The organism is Steroidobacter cummioxidans (assembly GCF_003104955.1).
Genome location: NZ_LSRW01000057.1, coordinates 43,778 through 63,100, shown reverse-complemented (window position 1 = coordinate 63,100; position 19,323 = coordinate 43,778). Strand labels below are relative to the sequence as shown.

Sequence of the window (19,323 nt, the reverse complement as noted above, 5' to 3'; positions counted from 1 at the left end):
GCAGCGTCAGATGTGTATNCGTAGCGGTGCAGAAGATCTGTAACGAAGTGCTGGCCGATGCCGGCCTTCCGGAAATCTTCCATCTCATCAACGACGGCGACAACAAGCTCGCCGAGCAATTCGTCGACGATCGGCGCATCGACCTGGTCTCTTTCACCGGCTCCAGCGCGGTCGGCCGCAGAGTCGGCGAGCGAGTCGCGGCACGCATGGGCAAGAGCCTGCTGGAGCTGGGCGGCAACAACGCCATCATCGTCGATGAGTTCGCGAATCTGGACATTGCCGTTCCGGCCATCGTTTTCGGCGCGGTCGGCACCGCCGGTCAACGCTGCACCTCGACCCGGCGAGTCCTCGTGCACAAATCGCGCTTCGATGATCTGAAGCAGCGACTGGTGCGCGCCTACGGCCAGGTGCGGATCGGCGATCCTCTCGACCCGAAGACCCTGATGGGCCCGCTGATCGACGAGTCCTCCGTCAAACGTTTTGAAGCTGCCCTGGCCGCGGTGAAAAAGGCCGGCGGCGAAATCCTCTGTGGCGGCAAGCGCCTGGATCGGCCCGGCAATTTCGTCGAGCCGGTCATCGCGGTCGCGAACAACGACTGGCAGATCGTGCAGGAGGAAACATTCGCGCCCATTCTGTACTTGATTGCGTACGACGACCTGGACACAGCCATCGCCATGCAGAACGGCGTGGTGCAAGGCCTGTCCTCCGCGATCTTCACCGACAATCTGCAGCATGCGGAGTACTTCCTGTCGCACAGAGGCTCGGACTGCGGCATCGCCAACGTCAACCTCGGCACCTCCGGTGCGGAGATCGGCGGCGCGTTCGGCGGTGAAAAGGAAACCGGCGGCGGGCGCGAATCGGGCTCGGACTCGTGGAAGGCCTACATGCGCAGACAGACCAATACGATCAACTGGGGCAAGGAACTGCCGCTGGCCCAAGGCATCGACTTCCGGCTCTGATCCAGCGAGCTCCGGTTCGAACATCCCGACCGCGGCGGCCCAAGCCGCGGTCGGGACGTCGATGCGGCGACGTCATGAATTCACCGCATGAATCCATCTGGAATCGTCAATTAACTTCACTCGATCGTTCGCCTAGCATCGGGCGGACATCTCTAATAAAACGACGACGGGCTGGGATGCTCCGATCTCTCCAGGGGACAATCGATGAGAACCAAGCCCGCGCTCTTGAATGCGAAGCGCCTGACCACAGCCACAGTCGCAATCCTGCTGCTTGGAGCAGCGCCAGCCGTTTCTGCATCGTCGAATGCGCCAGCCGGACAAGGACTGGCCGAGCAGGGAAAGTATGTTGCCACTGCTGGCAACTGCCTGACCTGCCATACCAGCGACGCCAGCCGACCGTACGCCGGGGGCCGGGAGTTCCAAACGCCGTTCGGCACCCTGTATTCGACCAACATCACGCCGGACACCGAGACGGGTATCGGAGACTGGTCGGAGGAAGATCTCGCTCACGCGCTTAGAAAGGGCGTGCGTCCCGACGGCGCGCATTTGTACCCAGCGTTCCCGTACACCGCCTACACCAAGATGAGCGATGAAGACATCGCCGCTCTGTATGCGTATCTGAGAACGATAGATCCCGTGAAAGCTCCAGCGAAAGAGAACGCCCTGAGCTTTCCATACAATCAACGCTGGGCACTGGGACTGTGGAAGGCCCTCTACCATGACGAGGTCGAGTTCGAGTCGGATGCTTCGAAGTCGGCGGAGTGGAACCGTGGCGCGTATCTCGTCGAGGCATTGGGGCATTGTGGAGCCTGCCATTCTCCTCGCGGCTTCCTGGGCGGACAGAGCGTCTCCGATGCCATGACAGGTGGCGAGTATCTGGACCGCGTACCCACAGGCGAGTACCGCACCTGGTCGGCGCCGAATCTGACCGGCGCTCCCAATGGACTGGCGGCCTGGCCCGTCGAAGAGGTCGCCGCCTACTTGAAGACCGGCCAGAATCACTTCACACAAACCTTCGGTCCGATGAATGAAGTCATCATGAACAGCACCCGGCATCTTTCGGATTCCGACGTGCGCGCCATGGCCGTCTACTTGAAAGATCTGGCGCCGAATCCGGGCAAGACCGCCGCGCCCGCCAGCGACATCATGGAAGGCTCGGCGCTCTATGACGTCCATTGCGGCACCTGTCACCTGCCCTCCGGATTGGGCGACCATGAGGAAAACTCGGGTGCCACGCTGGTCGGCAGCCCGATCGTGCAGGCGAACAGTCCAGCATCGCTCATCAACGTGATCCTGTATGGCCCCGAGCGGCCCGAGCCTCCGCTGCCACATCGATGGAAGGGAATGTCCGAATACGGTGAGAAGCTCACGGATGAGGAGATTGCAGCCATCGCGACGTTCCTGCGTGCCTCCTGGAACCACAAGGCCAGCCCAGTGACCGCGAAAGACGTGGCCAGGCAGCGCTGATCCGCGCCGCCTCGAACGAAAACGAATTCCGAGCCAAGCGCCAGGAGACCTTCGCGCATGAAGATCAGATCGCATTGTCATTCGCTTTTGTTGATAACCTCGGCTCTGCTGCTGGCCGCCTGTGGTGGCGCCAACGCTCCGCAGGGCGACGCTGCCCATGGCAAGGAGCTGTACGCCCAGTGCGCGGGCTGTCACGAGCTGAGCAAGAACATGGCCGGACCGAAACATTGCGGCCTGATGGGCCGAGCCGCAGGCAGCGTATCCGACTACGCTTATTCCGAAGCGATGCTGGACTCCGGGATTGTCTGGAACGAGAAAACGCTCGACGAATTCCTGATCGCTCCCATCGCGTACGTGAATGGCACCAGAATGGGATTCGCAGGCCTGACGAACCCCACGGACCGTGCCGACCTCATTGCGTACCTGCGGGAAGCGACCAGCGATCCGGCAATCTGCTCCCCCGACTGAACTACCGATCGGTGCTGATGCCTAGGAACGCCGAAAAGAAAGCGCTCCGGATCAAAGGGCGCAGTTGGTTGCGCGTGAGTTAGTGATGAGGGCACGGGTTCGTTGGTGTGAACGCTGGCAAACGAGCACATAGACTTTCCCGTCCGTTGTCGCAGCGGATGACCCGCGGCTTGCCGCGCCGTTCGATCACTTGCTGCAACGTGCGGATCACGCCTGCCGAGGGTAGCGACAAATCCACCTCAATCGCCAGCCCCTCGCGGTTGAAATCATCCAGCACGTTGAACAATCGGAAGCTGCGGCCGTCGCCAAGCGTGTCGTGCATGAAATCCATTGACCAGACTTCGTTCTTGGACGCACGGATCGTCAGGGGCGCGGGCGCTTCGCGCACCATCCGCTTCTTCGGCCGAATCTCGTATCGTCGAAGAATTCGACCACGCGCGTTTCGCCGCTTTCCCGGCGAAACTCCAACCACCATGGAGAGATTCGTTATAGCCGATAGGTCGGCGAAACTCCGCCGCTACCGGACCGAGCCTCGATGAGCGCGCCCCGCAGCCTCTATAAAATGAAGCATAAAACCCGCCATTCTTCCAGGCTCTTTGGGCATGTTTCTACAAAATTCCCGCTCCCAACCCCACGATTTCCCTGATCGTTTACTCTGACTCTTAGTCAGTTGGTTATAGGTTCGAGCCCTATACGGCCCACCACTTTCCTGGTTTGAATTCGTCGAGTTACGAATTCGGCGCGACTACGAAATTCCCGCCTCTATAAAATTGTCTATAAAAATAACTCTGGCGGACGGTTGACCTTGGCGGGAACGCGCCGCTCCCCTCGCACCGTTGGCCGGTGGCGAGACCGGTTCCCGTTGAGTAGCAACGATGACGAGCACGAACACTTCGACGCCGGCACTTCAGGCCTGTGGTCCGCAATAAACCTGTTTGACCGTTCCTGGGCGGTCGGATTTTTGTTTGCGCGCGCGCCTCATGGCGCAACCCGCTGAGTATTGCTTTCGCATGCACGGAACGAAAGTCGTCGAGCCGATGCCGAGAAGGCGACAACGGCACGGTCGAACCCGCGGGAGCATCATGAACGCCTGGACCCAGCGCTGAGTGCGGGCGTCCACGGTTGTAATGCGTCACCCACGCTTTGAGCGCCTGACGCAGATGCGCTTCAGAGAGCGGAATGATCCAGTCCAAACAGTCTCTGCGAATCGTCCCGATGACGCGTTCGCAGTGCTGGTCACCGTGACAAGAAAATCACAGGCGATGACACCCCGTGCGTGATTGCGAAGGAAGGTCGACCACCGCTGACCTCCCCGCGGCCGAACCGGCGCCGGTCGCGGCATGTACTTCGCCACCGTGCGCGGTGACACTCGAAGTCCCAGCTTGAGCAGCAGTTCGTTCGCGATCCGCCAATCGAAACAGCGCGACAGCAGCGCCAATGTCACTCGGGTTGCCGCATCCACCCGCCTCGGCTTCTCCCCTCGCTCCCGGTACAGCGCAAGCTGCCGCCGTCAATTCCGGAACTCGCTGTGCGAGATCCGCGATGGACCGGATGGCTCCGATATGTTTGTATTTCATAGCCATTGCATGAGTCCCATCCATTGAGCCGAGGGAACCTGTACCCCGCAATAATCCCTTCACCGGCGGTTGATCCAGCCGGCAAGCAGCCTCAGGAGGAATTGCAGCGACTGGATGGAACGATACATCCGGACAAGTATAGCTAGTTACATTCCATCGGCCGCGCTGATTGTCGCATCCACGATGCGGAACTACGTAGTTCGAATTATTGGATAGTACGGGGTCATTACATGGGTTAGGAACAATTCAGCGGATCGTTTCTGACGTACGCTCAGAAACAAACCTACCTTGTTTTTCCAGCAAGAGAAGGCGAGCTAACAAAGAACCCGGAGATACGCCATCGCGCATCTTCTCGTAACAATGTAACAGCCACAGCGAGGTCTCCATTTTCACATCGCGCGCGGACCTCATAGCTGGCACTAACAGCTTTGCCGGAAGCCGGACTGATCGATATCTTCGCCGAGCCCGTTGAGCCGACGTATTCCTCGAGCTTACCAAGTGCAGCAAGTCTCTCGAACGTGGCATGAATCTCGTGCTCGCTCGTTTTCTCTCGGAGCGTACTACTGCTCTCTCGGATCAAAAGCTCCGCCGACCACTCCGCCAGAATCGCCGGCACGTACCGATCCACGTATATCTTGCTTGAAGCGTCTAATTGTCTGCCCTCCTGAACTGCGAGCCAAGCGAGGGCGCCAAAAATCCCTCCCAGCGCGAGAGCCGCGCTGCCCGCAATCCCGAGGAGCTTCCTGCCTTTCATGACTGCGAGGCGACCTAGAGTCGCGCCTTGCCACAAACAGGACAATGTTTAGATGGGAAAAAGATATCCAACATACCGCGCGCAGCCGCTGTTGGCGGCCATGGCTTGATCACGAGGCTCTTGCATTGTTCACACCGGACGAAATAGAGCAGCATCACGCAAGCGCCTGCCACACCCAACACGGCGTGCTCGGCTCCGAAGGTCAAATCGACGAATCGCAGAACCAACCAGCAACTTAGAAAGGTCCCTAATAAAGCCCAGAGCTTCAATCGTACCAAGGAGAGTTTACGGCTCACAATTACCACGCGCTCCATTTCTAGGACAGCTCGCCTTCCGTATGATGTTATCCATTGCCCGGTTGATTTCACTGATGGAACGAGGAATTGCATCGCTCGTCTTCTTGGTCGTCCACTCGATGGATACATCCGCACCAATCTTAGCTTCAGGCTTGATTTTAGCAACCGCCGGTGCTTCGATCTCTCCAGTCAACGAGCCACTTGTCTTGTTTGACTGCCCAATGACGCTGCTCCCATTCTCAGTGACGGGAACTTCTTTCTTGACCCCCACAGGTCCCGCATTGGCCGAAAAGGTGATACTCATACTCTTCGTAGTTGAACTGCTCGCAGGACTCGTGGAGCTTGGTCCTCTTTCGGCAATGATGCCGACGCCTGCGCTCAATCCGCCACCCAACGCAGCACTCCCCTTCGCCCCCACCTCCAACGTCTCAGTGTCAAACGTGACTGCACCGCCGAGCTTACCGCCAGCTCCAAGGTAGAGTTGCACATCGAATCCGAAACTGTACTCTGCAAGTCCAGTTGGATCGGTCTTGTTCAGCGGATCATTACGCACATACGCATAGAGATTGAAGTCATCTTTATACCCGACCGGGTCCGTCTGCAAGAACCTTCCCAACACCGGATCATACACTCGTGCTTTGTAATGATAGAGCTTAGCCTCCGGCAGCATGATCTGGCCGGTGTAGCGGAACCGGCTTCCACCCCAGTTGCCGTAGGCTGGCTCACCATACGCGCTGTATGCGTAAACGGTGCCTACTCCCGTGCCGTTACTGTTGGCAACCACACTGCCTTGGTGATCAGCGTGTAGCCACCGACGATCGGTCAAGCCTGCGCCTTCGTACCAAACCAGCGGCTCGTCTACGCCCGCGCCGTGCACATAGCGCCGCACGAGCGTAGCGCCGTTGTACTCGGCCACCAACTTATCGCCGTCATATAGATAGCGAGTGGTCAAACCACCGCTCGTACTGGTTAACAGGCGGCCGTTGGGATCATAGGTCAGACTCACCGGTTTCTCGCTCCCGGTGACACTCAGAAGATGGTTCTCCAGATCGTAGTTGAATGTTCGAGCGCCATCTGACTTGAGATTTCCTCGGCCATCGTAGACGTAATTTATGCCGCCAACCGTGGTGTACCGATTGCGTCCGTCACGTGAATAACTCTTTGACTGGGTCATCGAAAAATAGGAGTACGCCTCATTGGACACCGTACGTCCGGCAACCTGGCTTGCACTGTTGTAGCTAAAGCCCAGGCTCAGATCCTGGCTGGCGGATGCCAGATCCTGACTCAGGCTTGAAAGGCGCCACGCCAGATCGTAGTCGTACGCCGTCGTCGCCCCGTTGCCACGAACGAGGTTGGTACGGCGACCGAAGACGTCATAGGAGTAATCCGCCAGCAACCCGGGCCCTGAGACGGCGTTGTTCTCCCGGACTTGCTTCATCCGGTTCCGGCCGTCATAGGTGTACTGCACGTAGGTGCCATCGGGCCAGGTCACCCGCGTGCGATTGCCGTCCTCGTCATAGCTATAGCCAAGCATTAAGGAGCCCGCGGATGAAGTTGACGTGGCCTGGGTCAAACGACCGAATCCGTCATAGGTGTTGCTGATACCGGCTCCGCCGGAAATCTGGGCGGTTTCGTTCAGGCCGAAATTGTCATAGGTGTAGGAGACCGAACCCGTGCCCGCCAGATTCTTGAGTTCCAGCCGGTTGAGAGCATCGAAGCCATAGGTAATGATCTCCTCGCTTCGCAGGCGCTTGCTGATCAGGTTGCTGTTGTTGTCGTATCCGTAGGCCTCGTAATCGGTCAGGCTCGCATCGCGAGCTCCGACCGCATCCCGAGGAAAGTTCATACGACCAAGGCGATCGAAGCCGTCATAGGTGAAGTCGGTGCGGTTGCCGTTCGCATCGTCGACCCAGTCCTGAAGACCGTTAGGGGTATAGCCGTAAGTCGAATAGTTTTGCTGGATACTGGTGCCGTAAGCGCGCTGCTCAGTTACTACACGTCCAGCAACATCGTAAAGAAAGCGAGTAATCCGATCCGGGCCCTGCGAACCTTGCGCGCTGAGTTGGCACGCTGACAGTGTCGCGATGGAGTTGTAGACAGCGGAGTTCATGCGAACCGCCGTGCATTCGAGCCGGCCAACGGTGTCGTAACTATGCTGTGTCAGCGTCGGACCCGAGCGCTTCTCGGACAAGAGTCTTCCCATCACGTCATATGCTTTCTCAACGACGTGCCGAACGTCAAAACCCTGCCAATCTCTGGGCAGCACATCCTCACTGGGGCACGCCGTAAGCACGCCACGCTCGATCTTTGTGATCCGACCCTCGGAATCGTAGGTGTTGCGCACGGCTTCGCGACCAGCACCGTCCGCCGGACTTATCACGCCGACGACCTGCCGCGCGAGGTCGAACCGGTACGCGGTCGTAAACGAGCCACAAGCCTGCGCTCCGCCGGCAGCAAACAACGATAAAAGGACTGTAAATGACCGAGAAAATGATCGCATGGCCAACTCCCTTGTTTTCGCGGTCACGGACATGTCGATAGACCCGCACGTGCTGTCGTCTCGGATATCCGATTGCCGTAGCGATCGTACGTGTAGCAGGTGCGTAGCGTCACACCACCTGCAGTGACGACCTTACCTCTGACAAGCAGCCGATTGACTGTGTTCTCAGCACCGTACTCGAATGTTGTTACGGTTTCGGCAGCACCGGTGCAGGTGTTGCCCTTTCGGCATTCCGAAATCTTGGTAGGAACAAAAACGGCAGTTGCCGCCGGCTCGAGCGTGCCTGACGAATTCTTCACATAGGCGAACTTCGCATCGTACTCGTAACGCTTTTGCGGGCGGACACCATTGACCGCGGGTAAGGTATGGCGCACTAAAGCGCCATGCACCGGATCGTAATCGTACTCGGTCAGAGCGCTTCTCCTATCCTGGTATGATGATGGCTTGTTGCAGGTCTTCGGGTTGGGGCATCCAGCAGGATACGCCCAGCGCTCCACAGGGTCTGACGAGCTCGGACCAGATTTTGGAACGAGCGTTTTCGATGTGACGTTTCCGCGTGCGTCACACGCCACCTTGAACTGATTACCCTCAGGCAGGGCGACATCGTATGCACCTGTGCTGGTGAACCCACTCGACGCTGGCGCCCTCGTACAGCCATAGCTATACGTGACTGTTTCGTTCAATGGATTCTTTACGGATGTGAGCAGCGGCGCGTAGTCCGGCCCGAAGAAGTAGGTTTCATATACCGTCGGCTGATTCTGCGGGTTCCTTACTGTGTATACGCGGGAGAAAGCCGAGGCCCCGGACGAAGTCGAGTAACTCCAGTACTTCCCATCCGCGGTTACAGACGCAACACGATAGCCGTTACCCACACCCGATGTATGCGTATAGAACTCACGCGTGTAGACGATGTTGTCAATCGCGCTCCCAGGGGTTTTGATCCTGAACGAATTGGAGCCATTGCCACCCTGGGCTGCAAACACATTGGTGTACCTCGTGGCTCTCCCCAACGGATCCGTGATGGTGTAAGTAGAGTTCGACCCTGCCGTATAGGTGCTGGCGTAGTAGGCTGTTGGCCAACTCTGGCTGAAGGTGCATGTATTTGCAGTTGGGCCGCAGTAGTCGACGGCATTGTTAATCGCAACCGCGCTCACGCGGTTGATCCACGAGTTCCAGGTCGAATCGCTTACGACGTTCGACTCATAGTTGAACTTTATTTGATAACCCGCATTGTTCGTCACGGATTGAATGCGTACCTGCCAGGCTATCGGGCGTACAAACGTCGCATAGTGAACTGAAATCACCAGCCCATTGGGCTTCTCGACCTTGGTTGGGTAGTAGTATAGGTCGCACGGCCCAGACGACGGCTCACAAGCATACAAGGGAGCAACAAGTTCCGTGTAGGTCACCACGGATCCGTCAGCAAGGGTTAAAGCATAGCTGGTACCCGAAACTTGCGACAACGTAGCATTCGTTTCGGAACGCCAGCCGTGGTTTTGAAAACTATATGTTCTGTTATCCCAAGATGCCTTCCTTGAGACATCCCAGCTGTTCACGCCCCCCACCGTAACTTCCAGCATTCCACTTAGGCTATCTGTCCACCCGGCAGCACTCATCACGCTCGTCAGCGACAATCCATAATCGTCTGACCCTATCGACAGATGTTTGTTTGAAGCAATGATGTCGCCCGACGCTATGTCGACGCCGTTTCCATCCACTTGCACGCGCTCCGGGGGCATTGGCAGCGCGGTTTGGGACAGTACCGATGCGGAGAAAAAATATCCAAGCCCGAAGACTAGTGACAGGTAGAAACACCACCCATTTCGGCGAACGCCGCTTCTTCTCGCAGCCTTTCCATTGCTGACCATCACCGCGCCTCCGCTCATAACCCCACCCTTCGATTTTTCTCAACAGCAGCACTTTTCGCAGGCAATTCACACGGCAAATGCCCGCTCTAGCGCGACGGCCATCATGTGCGTCACGCACTCATCCGAGCGGCGCGCCGCGAATCGACACTAGCTAACGTGAAAACACCCCAGGACGTCAGTAGCGACTCGCCTCTTCCTACGGCTGAGGGCTTTCCCTCATCAACAGCTCCAGCACCGCAGGCAACCAGCGAAGATCCTGGATCCTGACGTTGAACGTAGCTACTTGCGGAGCGTTGACGCCATCTCCCGAGTAAGTAGCCGTGATCGAATGCAAGCCAGTAGCCAGCCCTTCCACGGTAATGCTGGCTTCCCCATTGATAACGGGCGCGCTCCCCAGGAACACTCCATTCGCCGTGAACGTAACGGTGCCACCCGGCGATGAGCCCGCTACGTTCACGGACAATGTACCTCCCGCCGAACTGATGTTTACCCGCGGGTTCGTCACCGTGAGCGTGACGGCACTCTGTCCGGGCGCGGTAACACTGTAATTGAGCCGATTTCCTGCGGCGTCGTATTGATACGCCTCCGTCACGCCGCTGCCCGGGCCGCTGAGAATTTGTACTTCTGTGAGGCGCCCCAGCGCGTCGTACACGTAACTGACGTTCTGAGCCGCGTGTGCGCTACCCGCGGCGCATACGCCGGCGACCAGAATAGCAATAGCCTTCGATGATCCCATCATCTCCTCCTTCATCCGCTAGAAGACATTCCAGACAAGCGACTCCCGCGAAAACCTTCGCAAAACAGGCCGCCTGTGTGATGGCATAACGAATGGAGCGCTTTACGCGCTCGTCAACTCACCCACGACTCATAAGAAAGTACACGTCGGCAGTGCCCCCAGTCATCGAGACTGCTGCAGGCACTCGACTGCGCGTAGAGACGGATCGTCGAGCCAGTGTTCTGACTGACATGAGAAGACGTTGCCAACCCTTGCAGACTGCCAACTCTATGACTCGGTTAAAGCCAGGAAAGATAGGTATCGCAGCGTTCCGAGCAACAATGTTCTTATCATTTGCGTCCCTGTTACCAGCGAATGGCGTCGGATCACGACAGCGATATGCGTCGATAGACGCTAACAATGTTCCCAGGGAGCCGTCAACAGCGTCTCTTTGAATCAGGGTTTGGATGAACTAACATCGAAGAGCCCGTAGTATCCAATTATCCGAACGTCTCGTTTCAGTCGGGGAGAGTCGGCGCGCTCGACGAGTTGTACTCCGCTATACTGATGACGATGCTTCGCTCCATCCAGCCGCTGCACTTCCTCCCGACGCTGCTTGCCGGCTGGATCAATCGCCAACAGACCGAGGTGATCGAGTATCTCAAGGAAGAGAACCGGCTGCTGAAAGAGCGACTTGGCGGACGCCTTCAATTTACAGATTTCGAACACCGTCGACTCGCTCGCAGAGCGCATGCCTTGGGTCGCAGGGCGCTCGGCGAACTCGATACGTTGGTCACGCCCGACACGCTGATGCGGTGGTATCGGACGTTGGTCGCACAGAAATGGACGTACACGCATCGCCCTGGACCTGGGCGGCCCCGAACGATACAGCTGATCGCTCAGCTCATCGTTCGCATGGCACTGGAGAATCGATCTTGGGGCTATTCGCGAATCCAAGGCGCGTTGGCGAACTTAGGGCATGACGTTGGCGCGGGACGATCTCGAATGTATTGGGCCGACCATGGCATCGATCCGGCACCCGAGCGAGAAAGGCATACGTCGTCTCCTTTACCCGCGGAAAAAATCAAGGCTAGCGATTCTCAGAAGATCCAAGCAGGTCGCTGGAGAGAATCAGACGCCACAGTTACAGATAATGCCCCCTGGCCCCAGATTCTCTTCTTGGACCGCAGGCGAGCCGACTCAAAATAGTGCCAGAGCGATCTTCTTCCCTGTTGATGTTCGTTATCGTTGGTCGCATCCATGCAGGCGCTCTCAATCTCGTTGTATTCGTCGGATTGCGTCAAGGCGCTTCGCAAGAAGCGTAAGCCCGCAAAACGTTCGCATATGAAACTACCTTACGAGAAAATCTTCCAATAGTAGACCATCGCGTTGACTTGGCAGCCATATTCGAGGGAATTGGAACTGCGACGCAAATCCCCTGCGCCTCGATGCATCGCTGCACGTGAATCGACCTGCGTGCCCGATGACAATACTTGCGTGGTAACGAGACACTGTCAACGACTTGAATCTGTGAAGGATATAATCAGGACTTCCCCGGTTTGCGTCCGCGCCCCCAGAAGCGATTGCGCACTTCCCCCTTGTCATGCCGCTGCACCGGCGAAGGACGCGACAGACATCCTCCGCCGACGCCGATGATCCATCGCTTCAACTTCGTGTTGATGCCGATTCACGGGTAATGCGTACTCAGCCGCCAAACCGAACACTTACCAATGTTCCGCTTCCTTTCACTCCACAGCGCCCTGCCCTCCAACGAACCCCTGCGCCACCCTCGCGGTCACTAACATCCGCTTGCAACGTGAGTCCATCGCGGCTAGCCCCTTTCAGTGAACTATGATGCGATGCAGATCCTCGACGACGCCACTACCGTAGACAGCGCACACTCCCTTTCCGTAAGCAGTGATTTCGCTTCCCGTCGCTTTCGCCGCCAATGCGACCGCAAGGATGCTCTTCCCGCCCGGAGTCTCGGAGTCGAAGCCAAGCGCGTTGGGATAGGATGCGTTCGCGCATTCGACGGGCACTCCAGACACGGGCGCGCTGAAGTAAACCATTCCCTTTCCGTTGCTATCGACGCGCACCCACACTACGGTGCCGGCCACCGAACCAGCCGCAAACGCAGGTGAGATTCCACAAAAGAGCAAAGCTGCCAGGGCCAATCGGTACATTCATTCCTCCGGTTAGATCATCGTGATCTACTAATAACAAAATCAGATACTTCGAACACCGAGGAAGCTCGCGCGCCGGACTCCCTCGCATTCAGCGATTAAAGCTGCAATTCCGCACAACTATTCCTAACAGCGAAATGCAACTCACTGCGCTTGAAAGCATGGCTGACCCAGCGCTCCAGGCGCGAGTAAGTGAACAGGATCACGGCCGATGCGAGCGCTAGCCGCACTGATTGAGCTCGATGAGATGGAGCCGCCTTGTCGGGATGAAGAAGAATCACTGCCTGCTTCCGTGCGAGACCCGACGTTGAGGTATGACACCAAGTCGCGAGTCGATTGTTTGTTCTTTCGCCGTGTCGTAGAATTCACGAAAGCGGATTGTACTGTCAACGACCAACAAGAAGATTCAGGGTTTCCATGAGGCGTGAGCGCTAATGGAACGGAATCGCTGTTCACGATCGTTGGAATACGCATCAGCCGATTAGCGTCTCCGGCCGCACCACCACCAGAGCGCTCCGCCAATCGAAACAGCGCGACAGCAGCGCTATGACTCGAGTTGCCGCATCCACCCGCCTCGGCTTCGCCCCCCCCGCTCCCGGTACAGCGCCAGCTGCCGACGCAGAAAAAGTATTTCCGCCTCCAACAAGAGCAGATCCCAGGTCAGTCGGACGATCATGGAGAACACGCTCAGCACACTATGCTGCTCACTTTGACCGATCGCTCGAAATCGGCGCCCGAATTGCGCTCGCGCGAAAGTGTCGGCACAAGCGCTCGCGTTCGACCTGGATCATCATTCAACGTGACGCGCACCAGGGCGATCCGACTGGCCATGCGACAGAAGCCCCACTACTTGAGCCTCGGATCCTCGATTTCATTGCCCTCCACTCCGCTCCTGCTCATCCGAGCTGCGTTTCGAATCAATCGAGCCGTATTTGCCACGACGCCTTGTCCCAGATAGCTATCGCCATGGTACTCCGGCGCGGCACTCAGGCGACCATCTCTCGCCATTCTCTGTATCGAGGCTAAAGCGAACGTAGCTGAAACGGAGGTATTCGCCAGGCCCTCCTCCAATAGGAGTTGCGCGCTTGATGGGTCAGCTGAGAATTTCCCGAACGCCCTTTTGTACTCGGATCGAAGCGGTTCGTCGTAGAGTTCAATGGCCGATTCGATGGTTTCCGGTGCTTCGGCACCAAGGAACGCCACCACCTTTTCTCGAACGAGATCGTCCGGATCATCCGCCAATGTCAGGATGATCCGCGCTTGCGATGGGGTCAGCTTGGAGAAGCATAAGACGCCATCCATTAGATTCGATCGTGCATTGACGTCAGGGGCGGCAACGGATTCTAGAGCGGCATCCAGAACGACGTAGGCCTTCCTTCCAATGGAACCAAAAACGAACAGACCTCGACGTCGAATGATCGGATCCCCATCCAGCAGGAGCGAGCGAAGCTCCTCCGATGCGTGCGGATCGAACGCGACGATTGCCCCTTGATAGGGATCCGAATCCTCTTCCTCTTGCGTCCAATCGATCTTCCTCAGCAGAGCATACGGATTTTCATTCATGACTGCTGCTTCTCAATTTCGTCTAAACGGCGTGTTATCTCCTTCAATCTATTCTGCTCATCATCTATCCGTTTTTGATGTTTGCGCCACTCGCTGTCATTCTGTCGATCTTTCTTGTCGCCATTGCGCGAGCCGCGATCGTGGCGCGCCTGCTCGCGTTCGCGTTGCGCAATGCTTTCCTGCAACTGCCGTTCGGCATCTGGTAGCTCATGATCCGCGATTTCGCCGTAGTCGTCGAGCTCGCCCTTTATCTTTCCAGACTTGTCCTGTGTGAATGGCCCAGCCTCTTCGTTCAGGGCTATGTTCTTGGTCAAATCCGCTGCGGTCCGCGCAGTTTTGTACGTCCGATAGGCGCCGACCCCGAAGTGTCCAAGAATTCAATCGCGTTGAGTTTCGCCGTTTTTCCGGCGCAACTCCGACACCATGGAGAGAGCCTATATCGCCCATAGTTCGGCGAAACTCCGCCCTCGCTGTCGGAGCCGAACCTCGACGAGCGCGCCTCGCTAAATAAGTCCTCAAAGCCGCCCCGCTTCCGGGCTCTTTGGGCATGTTTCTATAAAACTCCCGCAGCTAAGCTCGCGATTTCCCTGATCGTTTAACCTGACTCTTAATCAGTTGGTTATAGGTTCGAGTCCTATACGGCCCCACCACTTTTCCCTTTTAGATTTGCCGAGTTATGAACTCGGCGAGACTACGAAATTCCCGCCTCTATAAAATTCGTTCCGGCAAGATCGTCATCGACTGGCGGTTCGACGAAACAACGTCATCAGGGCGAACCGGCGAAACAGATTGGAGTTGCGCCTCCCGCGCCAGCGATCACCGCGCCGTCACGCGGGTTCACGGTGCTTCAGTGTGACAACATCGGCCTGGGTTAGCGCTGTGACGACGCGCCGCCACGCGCGTTCTTCGGGCGGCTTGATGCTCGCTGAGAATGCCCGCGCCTAAGAAACGCCGCCGACTTCACCGGGCCTGGCTGGTTCAACGATAGCAACTTCATGGTCATAGCGATCGAGCATCGCTTCAGACTTGTGGCCGCTCGCCTCTTTCTTATCCGCCTTCTTGCCTTTGGTGTCGGTGATGCCTCGGTGCTTCAAGCCGTGCAGCGTGAATCGCTGCTCGCGCGCGATCACTTCGGCGTCCATGGCGGCGTGCAAGAGTTGACGGGATTTGATGTCCTCCAGCATTGGTCGTTCGCACACGATCGAATGCAGCCTTGGCACACAAAGCATCTCGTCTGCATCGGCGACGCAGCCCACGCGTTCGATCCGCAATTGGGTGTGGGCGCAAACATGGCGTTGGCAGATGCAATCACTCTCGCTGCGGTACTGCATCACGCGACGCCCCCACAGGTGCCCCATGCACTCGCCAGCTATCGAGCGGCACGCGAATCACAACTACGAACCTACAACAAAGCCACCGCATCATCTCCACACTGTCAGAATCGGACCGGGCATTCGGCGCTGCTGCCAACCGGGTCGCGAGAGGCTTTGGCTCAAGTTGCCATTCATCAGACGCCGAATGGTCGCTGCAGTATGCGGTTACGCAGGACTCGACGCACAGATTCCACATAGTCGACTAAGCGTCTCATCTTCGGTGCACTGGCATGTCTGGCCGTCGTGATCTTAGGCAGCCTCTCCCGCAGGCGACCGCGATGTTGACGGGGAGTTCGTTGACTTGTAATCCTGGCGCATGCACCCTGCGCTCCGTAAGTTCTTGGAGCGGTGATACCAATCGCCGGAACGGAATCAGCGGAATTGTTCATGCGAATCACGGACGCGGTGGCAGGTAGGCCAGCTGCCTTACATAAGTTCCGGGACCGCGCGAAGCGCGGCCTCGTGATGTTCACATCCCTGCTCGCCGGGATGAGCGCCGCTCAGGCCGGCGTCAACAAGTGGACATCGGTGGGACCGGACGGAGGTCTGGTGCACGACCTGGCTTTTCATCCCACCGATCCCGCGACGATGTACGCCGCGACTTTCGGAGGGCTTTACCGGTCCAACGACGCCGGTGCTTCCTGGCAACTCACGGCTCCCCCCACGACCTTGGGCAACTACTTCCGTGCGACGGCGCTTGCCGTGGCGGTCGGTGATCCCGCCTCGGTGCACATTGCATCGGCATATGGCGACGGCCTGCGCAGTGACGATCGGGGCCTCACACTGAGTGTGACGACGTCTGGCGTGACACTCAAAGCCCACAGTTTTGCAATCGCCGCTGCGGCGGACGGCTCCGCCATCTACTACACCGTGAATCGCGGGATCTATCTCAGTACAGACGGCGGCCGCACGCGCCAGCTGCGCGGCAGGTTGCTCGGCGACCTCGACGTCCACGTGTACAAGCTCTGCGTCGATCCATCGGATGCACAGATTGTCTACGCCGTCACCTGGGACGGCCTCTATCGCAGCACGGATGCTGGCGCGAGTTGGATCCGGGCCTTCGCGCCCCCGGCCCTCTCCAGTGGTGTACAGACCATGGCCATCGATCCACAGCACACCGGTCGCCTCTGGATCGCCACGAGCGCATCGTTGCAAGTCAGTGACGATGCAGGCGCCACGTCGCGAACGGTGCTCAACGAGAGCGTGATAGATATCGACGTCGACCCGACCGATCCGCAGATCATCTACGCCACGAAACGCTATGACGGCAATGTCATGCGCACGACGGATGGAGGCACCACCTGGACTGCGCTGCCCGTTCCGCAAAGGCCAAAGCTCGGTAACGAGCGTTTCGCCATTCATCCCGCGGACTCATCACGCCTATATCTCTTCGGCGACACGGGCATCCTCACCAGTACCGATGGCGGAGCAAACTGGCAGCACATCGATCACGGGATCCATGCCACGTCGCCCGGCCAGTTCTCGAACGCGCCCGCCTCCTCCGGTCACCTCTTCTTTCCGATCCTCGGCAACCGGATCGGTGCCCTGCGTCCCGGCGAGGACACGGTGGATTTCACTGTCAATACACCGGGCACGCCGAGCGAACCGGCCACTGAAGCCACCGCCATACTGTCACTGCCAACGACACTGGTCGCGGCGTTTCGCGACCGGAAAATTGCACTCTCATCGGATCTGGGCGTCCACTGGACCCCCGCCGCGACGCCGCCTGCGGCGGAAATTGCTTCGCTCGCGGCTGTCCACAACGGCGCCTGGACGCTGTACGCGGGCACCAGCGATGGCCTGTATCGCTCGGATGATCTGGGCAATCACTGGTCGCCCGCGGGCAATGGTTTGCCTGCGCACACCGCAGTGGGCGATATCGCGGTGGCTGCCGATCAAACAACGGTGTACACAGCAGTGCTCTCCGGAACATCGAGCAACAGCGTCGTCTACCAATCTCTCGATGGTGGTCAGAGCTGGGCACCGACACCCAAGGCGCTCGAAAAGCGCGGGGCGCTCGTCGTGGCCCACCCAACCGAATCGCGGACACTGCTGGTCGGCACCAACGAAGGTGCATTCAAAACGACCGACGCCGGCCAGACATGGCAGGCGCTCGAACTGTTTCCCGGAGTGACCGACTCGCCGGTCAGCGCCGTTGCTATTGATCCCGTCGACCCGGACATCATTTACATCGACTCGCCGGGTGCCATCGCCAACATGGTGCGTTCCGTCGACGGCGGGGTGAGCTTTCAGCGTCTCATGCCTGACTACTACGACGCAGGCGGCGCCGTATCGATCACTGTCGCCTCCGACCCGGCGCATCTGGTGCTGGCAGCTACGACCGGCGGCGGTGTCAGGCAGATGTCCATCCAGCCTGACCTGCAGCTGGCCATCGAGTCGCCTGCAAGCGTCGCACCCGGCTCGGAGCTGGAGTTCACGGCCAAGGCAACCAACAAAGGTCCGTTCGACGCTACGGGGGTCCAAGTGGAGACGCAGCTTCCAACCGGCATCTCGGCGACCTCCGCTACTAGCGATGTTGGTACGTGCGCTATCTCCAGCAACTTCGTCACTTGCAAGCTCGGTATCCTGCGCACTGACGGAACGGCGTCGATTCGCGTGCGCGCGACGCCTGCAACCAGCGGCTCCCTGGCAATCAACGCCAAGATCGAGGGCGCCCAACCGGACAGTATCTCCGCAAACAATTCGGCATCAGCGTCAGTTTCCGTGAGCACGCCTCCGCCTCCTTCGAACCCGGGCGGTGGTGGCGGCGGCGGAAGCTTCGATGTCTTCGCCGCGCTCGCCATGATGTGGATGTTTCTTCTGAGACGCGTTCAGCGTCAGTGATCCACTGGGGAGCCCGCCGGAGTACGCTCCGGCGGGCCGTGTACTGACTCATAACGCAACTAGCGGCATAGCCGACGGGCAGTCGCCAAAGTTGCGCTTCCCTCGATTCAATGATGCTGTGTGTGTGTGTGTGTGTGTGTGTGTGGCGAATTGAGCGTTACGCTGCGGCCGGCAACTGATACATACCTCGGCAATGAGATCGCCACCTGAAATCGTCGAGAGCGATCACGCTGCCGCGGGTTATATGAGCTGCTTGTGGCCGCGTAATGCTCAATTCGCCACACACAGGTTGCGGCCGATCGCGCCCAACTCCGCCACTGATCGCTTGAGCGCCATCAACTCCGCTTTGGGCAAGGGTGGAAGGTCCCGTATCGGGCATTTCGATTGCAGGCACGAAAAATCTTCGCTTGTGTGTGAGAGCCGTGCGTTCTAGCGTGTGAGACAGCGCTCCTCGGCGCAGCCCGTTGGCCGACGTGCGATGAGCTGCGGGAGAAACGACATGAATGCACAGCTGCAACGCCAACCTTCGGAGCTCGACGATTCGATCCCCCGGTCCTCCGCGCGGCCCGCAACCGATGCACCCGTTGTGCAGTTATCTTCTCCCGCCGCGGAGGATCGACCTACCCCACCGGGCAACGACCGGCGCGTCAACCCGCTCTGGATGATTACAGCGGCCGGTGCGCTGATGTTCGCTTTTCTGCTCGCCGCGATGTCGTCCATCTGAACGCGTTTCATGGCACGCGCCTGGAACGCGGC

General features: G+C 58.4%; 15 protein-coding genes and 1 pseudogene. 7 read left to right on the top strand and 9 right to left on the bottom strand.

Features of this window, described 5'->3' with window-relative positions:
• The 3 genes from D0550_RS24320 to D0550_RS24310 form a co-directional block, all read left to right on the top strand.
• On the top strand, positions 1–959 hold a 959-nt coding region (locus D0550_RS24320; protein ID WP_116811797.1), incomplete at its 5' end, for an aldehyde dehydrogenase family protein.
• Between the two features lie 204 nt (positions 960–1,163).
• A complete protein-coding gene (locus D0550_RS24315) occupies positions 1,164–2,426 on the top strand; it encodes a c-type cytochrome (protein ID WP_116811793.1) in 1,263 nt (420 codons plus the stop codon).
• Positions 2,427–2,483: 57 nt separating this feature from the next.
• Positions 2,484–2,894 carry a c-type cytochrome gene (locus D0550_RS24310; RefSeq protein ID WP_116811792.1) on the top strand — a complete coding sequence of 137 codons (411 nt, stop codon included), beginning with the start codon at positions 2,484–2,486 and terminating at the stop codon, positions 2,892–2,894.
• Positions 2,895–3,012: 118 nt separating this feature from the next.
• Here the strand turns inward: D0550_RS24310 and D0550_RS24305 are convergent.
• The 6 genes and pseudogenes from D0550_RS24305 to D0550_RS24280 form a co-directional block, all read right to left on the bottom strand.
• Positions 3,013–3,324: pseudogene (locus D0550_RS24305) on the bottom strand (DDE-type integrase/transposase/recombinase); the annotation flags it as partial.
• Between the two features lie 298 nt (positions 3,325–3,622).
• Positions 3,623–4,087, bottom strand: coding sequence for an integrase core domain-containing protein (locus D0550_RS36940; protein ID WP_479687845.1), 465 nt, complete (start codon positions 4,085–4,087; stop codon positions 3,623–3,625).
• A gap of 667 nt (positions 4,088–4,754) precedes the next feature.
• Positions 4,755–5,225: a hypothetical protein gene (locus tag D0550_RS24295; RefSeq protein WP_116811790.1), complete on the bottom strand. Its 471-nt coding sequence runs from the start codon at positions 5,223–5,225 to the stop codon at positions 4,755–4,757.
• Between the two features lie 285 nt (positions 5,226–5,510).
• Entirely contained in the window at positions 5,511–8,021 is a 2,511-nt protein-coding gene (locus tag D0550_RS24290; protein ID WP_161966022.1) for an RHS repeat domain-containing protein, read from the bottom strand.
• Positions 8,022–8,044: 23 nt separating this feature from the next.
• On the bottom strand, positions 8,045–9,907 hold the full coding sequence (locus tag D0550_RS34700) for a hypothetical protein (RefSeq protein ID WP_153067325.1): 1,863 nt from the start codon (positions 9,905–9,907) through the stop codon (positions 8,045–8,047).
• A 178-nt stretch (positions 9,908–10,085) separates the two neighbouring features.
• On the bottom strand, positions 10,086–10,625 hold the full coding sequence (locus D0550_RS24280; protein ID WP_161966021.1) for an Ig-like domain repeat protein: 540 nt from the start codon (positions 10,623–10,625) through the stop codon (positions 10,086–10,088).
• 552 nt (positions 10,626–11,177) lie between these two features.
• On the opposite strand from D0550_RS24280, the gene D0550_RS34695 reads away from it, so the two are divergent.
• Positions 11,178–11,813, top strand: a complete 636-nt coding sequence (locus D0550_RS34695; RefSeq protein WP_153067324.1) for a hypothetical protein — start codon at positions 11,178–11,180, stop codon at positions 11,811–11,813.
• A gap of 632 nt (positions 11,814–12,445) precedes the next feature.
• Here the strand turns inward: D0550_RS34695 and D0550_RS24270 are convergent.
• The 3 genes from D0550_RS24270 to D0550_RS34690 form a co-directional block, all read right to left on the bottom strand.
• Positions 12,446–12,787, bottom strand: coding sequence for a hypothetical protein (locus tag D0550_RS24270; RefSeq protein ID WP_153067323.1), 342 nt, complete (start codon positions 12,785–12,787; stop codon positions 12,446–12,448).
• An 846-nt stretch (positions 12,788–13,633) separates the two neighbouring features.
• The gene (locus D0550_RS24265; protein WP_116811784.1) at positions 13,634–14,350 is read right to left on the bottom strand and encodes a HEAT repeat domain-containing protein; all 717 of its coding nucleotides are present in this window, start codon (positions 14,348–14,350) and stop codon (positions 13,634–13,636) included.
• Entirely contained in the window at positions 14,347–14,664 is a 318-nt protein-coding gene (locus D0550_RS34690; protein WP_153067322.1) for a hypothetical protein, read from the bottom strand. Before D0550_RS34690 ends, D0550_RS24265 begins: the two co-directional genes overlap by 4 nt.
• A 681-nt stretch (positions 14,665–15,345) precedes the next feature.
• On the opposite strand from D0550_RS34690, the gene D0550_RS36935 reads away from it, so the two are divergent.
• The 3 genes from D0550_RS36935 to D0550_RS34685 all read left to right on the top strand — a co-directional run bounded on the left by D0550_RS36935 (position 15,346) and on the right by D0550_RS34685 (position 19,291).
• Entirely contained in the window at positions 15,346–15,921 is a 576-nt protein-coding gene (locus D0550_RS36935) for an FAD-dependent oxidoreductase (protein WP_206606509.1), read from the top strand.
• A 267-nt stretch (positions 15,922–16,188) separates the two neighbouring features.
• Positions 16,189–18,567 carry a VPS10 domain-containing protein gene (locus D0550_RS24250; protein WP_241520905.1) on the top strand — a complete coding sequence of 793 codons (2,379 nt, stop codon included), beginning with the start codon at positions 16,189–16,191 and terminating at the stop codon, positions 18,565–18,567.
• 499 nt (positions 18,568–19,066) lie between these two features.
• Complete coding sequence (locus D0550_RS34685) at positions 19,067–19,291, top strand: hypothetical protein (protein WP_153067321.1); 225 nt, start codon at positions 19,067–19,069, stop codon at positions 19,289–19,291.
• Positions 19,292–19,323: the final 32 nt, after the last annotated feature.

Coding starts and splice junctions, on each gene's coding strand:
- D0550_RS24315 (WP_116811793.1), top strand. CDS start 1,164: ATGAGAACCAAGCCCGCGCTCTTGAATGCGAAGCGCCTGACCACAGCC.
- D0550_RS24310 (WP_116811792.1), top strand. CDS start 2,484: ATGAAGATCAGATCGCATTGTCATTCGCTTTTGTTGATAACCTCGGCT.
- D0550_RS24295 (WP_116811790.1), bottom strand. CDS start 5,225: ATGAAAGGCAGGAAGCTCCTCGGGATTGCGGGCAGCGCGGCTCTCGCG.
- D0550_RS24290 (WP_161966022.1), bottom strand. CDS start 8,021: ATGCGATCATTTTCTCGGTCATTTACAGTCCTTTTATCGTTGTTTGCT.
- D0550_RS34700 (WP_153067325.1), bottom strand. CDS start 9,907: ATGAGCGGAGGCGCGGTGATGGTCAGCAATGGAAAGGCTGCGAGAAGA.
- D0550_RS24280 (WP_161966021.1), bottom strand. CDS start 10,625: ATGGGATCATCGAAGGCTATTGCTATTCTGGTCGCCGGCGTATGCGCC.
- D0550_RS34695 (WP_153067324.1), top strand. CDS start 11,178: ATGCTTCGCTCCATCCAGCCGCTGCACTTCCTCCCGACGCTGCTTGCC.
- D0550_RS24270 (WP_153067323.1), bottom strand. CDS start 12,787: ATGTACCGATTGGCCCTGGCAGCTTTGCTCTTTTGTGGAATCTCACCT.
- D0550_RS24265 (WP_116811784.1), bottom strand. CDS start 14,350: ATGAATGAAAATCCGTATGCTCTGCTGAGGAAGATCGATTGGACGCAA.
- D0550_RS36935 (WP_206606509.1), top strand. CDS start 15,346: ATGGTCATAGCGATCGAGCATCGCTTCAGACTTGTGGCCGCTCGCCTC.
- D0550_RS24250 (WP_241520905.1), top strand. CDS start 16,189: ATGTTCACATCCCTGCTCGCCGGGATGAGCGCCGCTCAGGCCGGCGTC.
- D0550_RS34685 (WP_153067321.1), top strand. CDS start 19,067: ATGAATGCACAGCTGCAACGCCAACCTTCGGAGCTCGACGATTCGATC.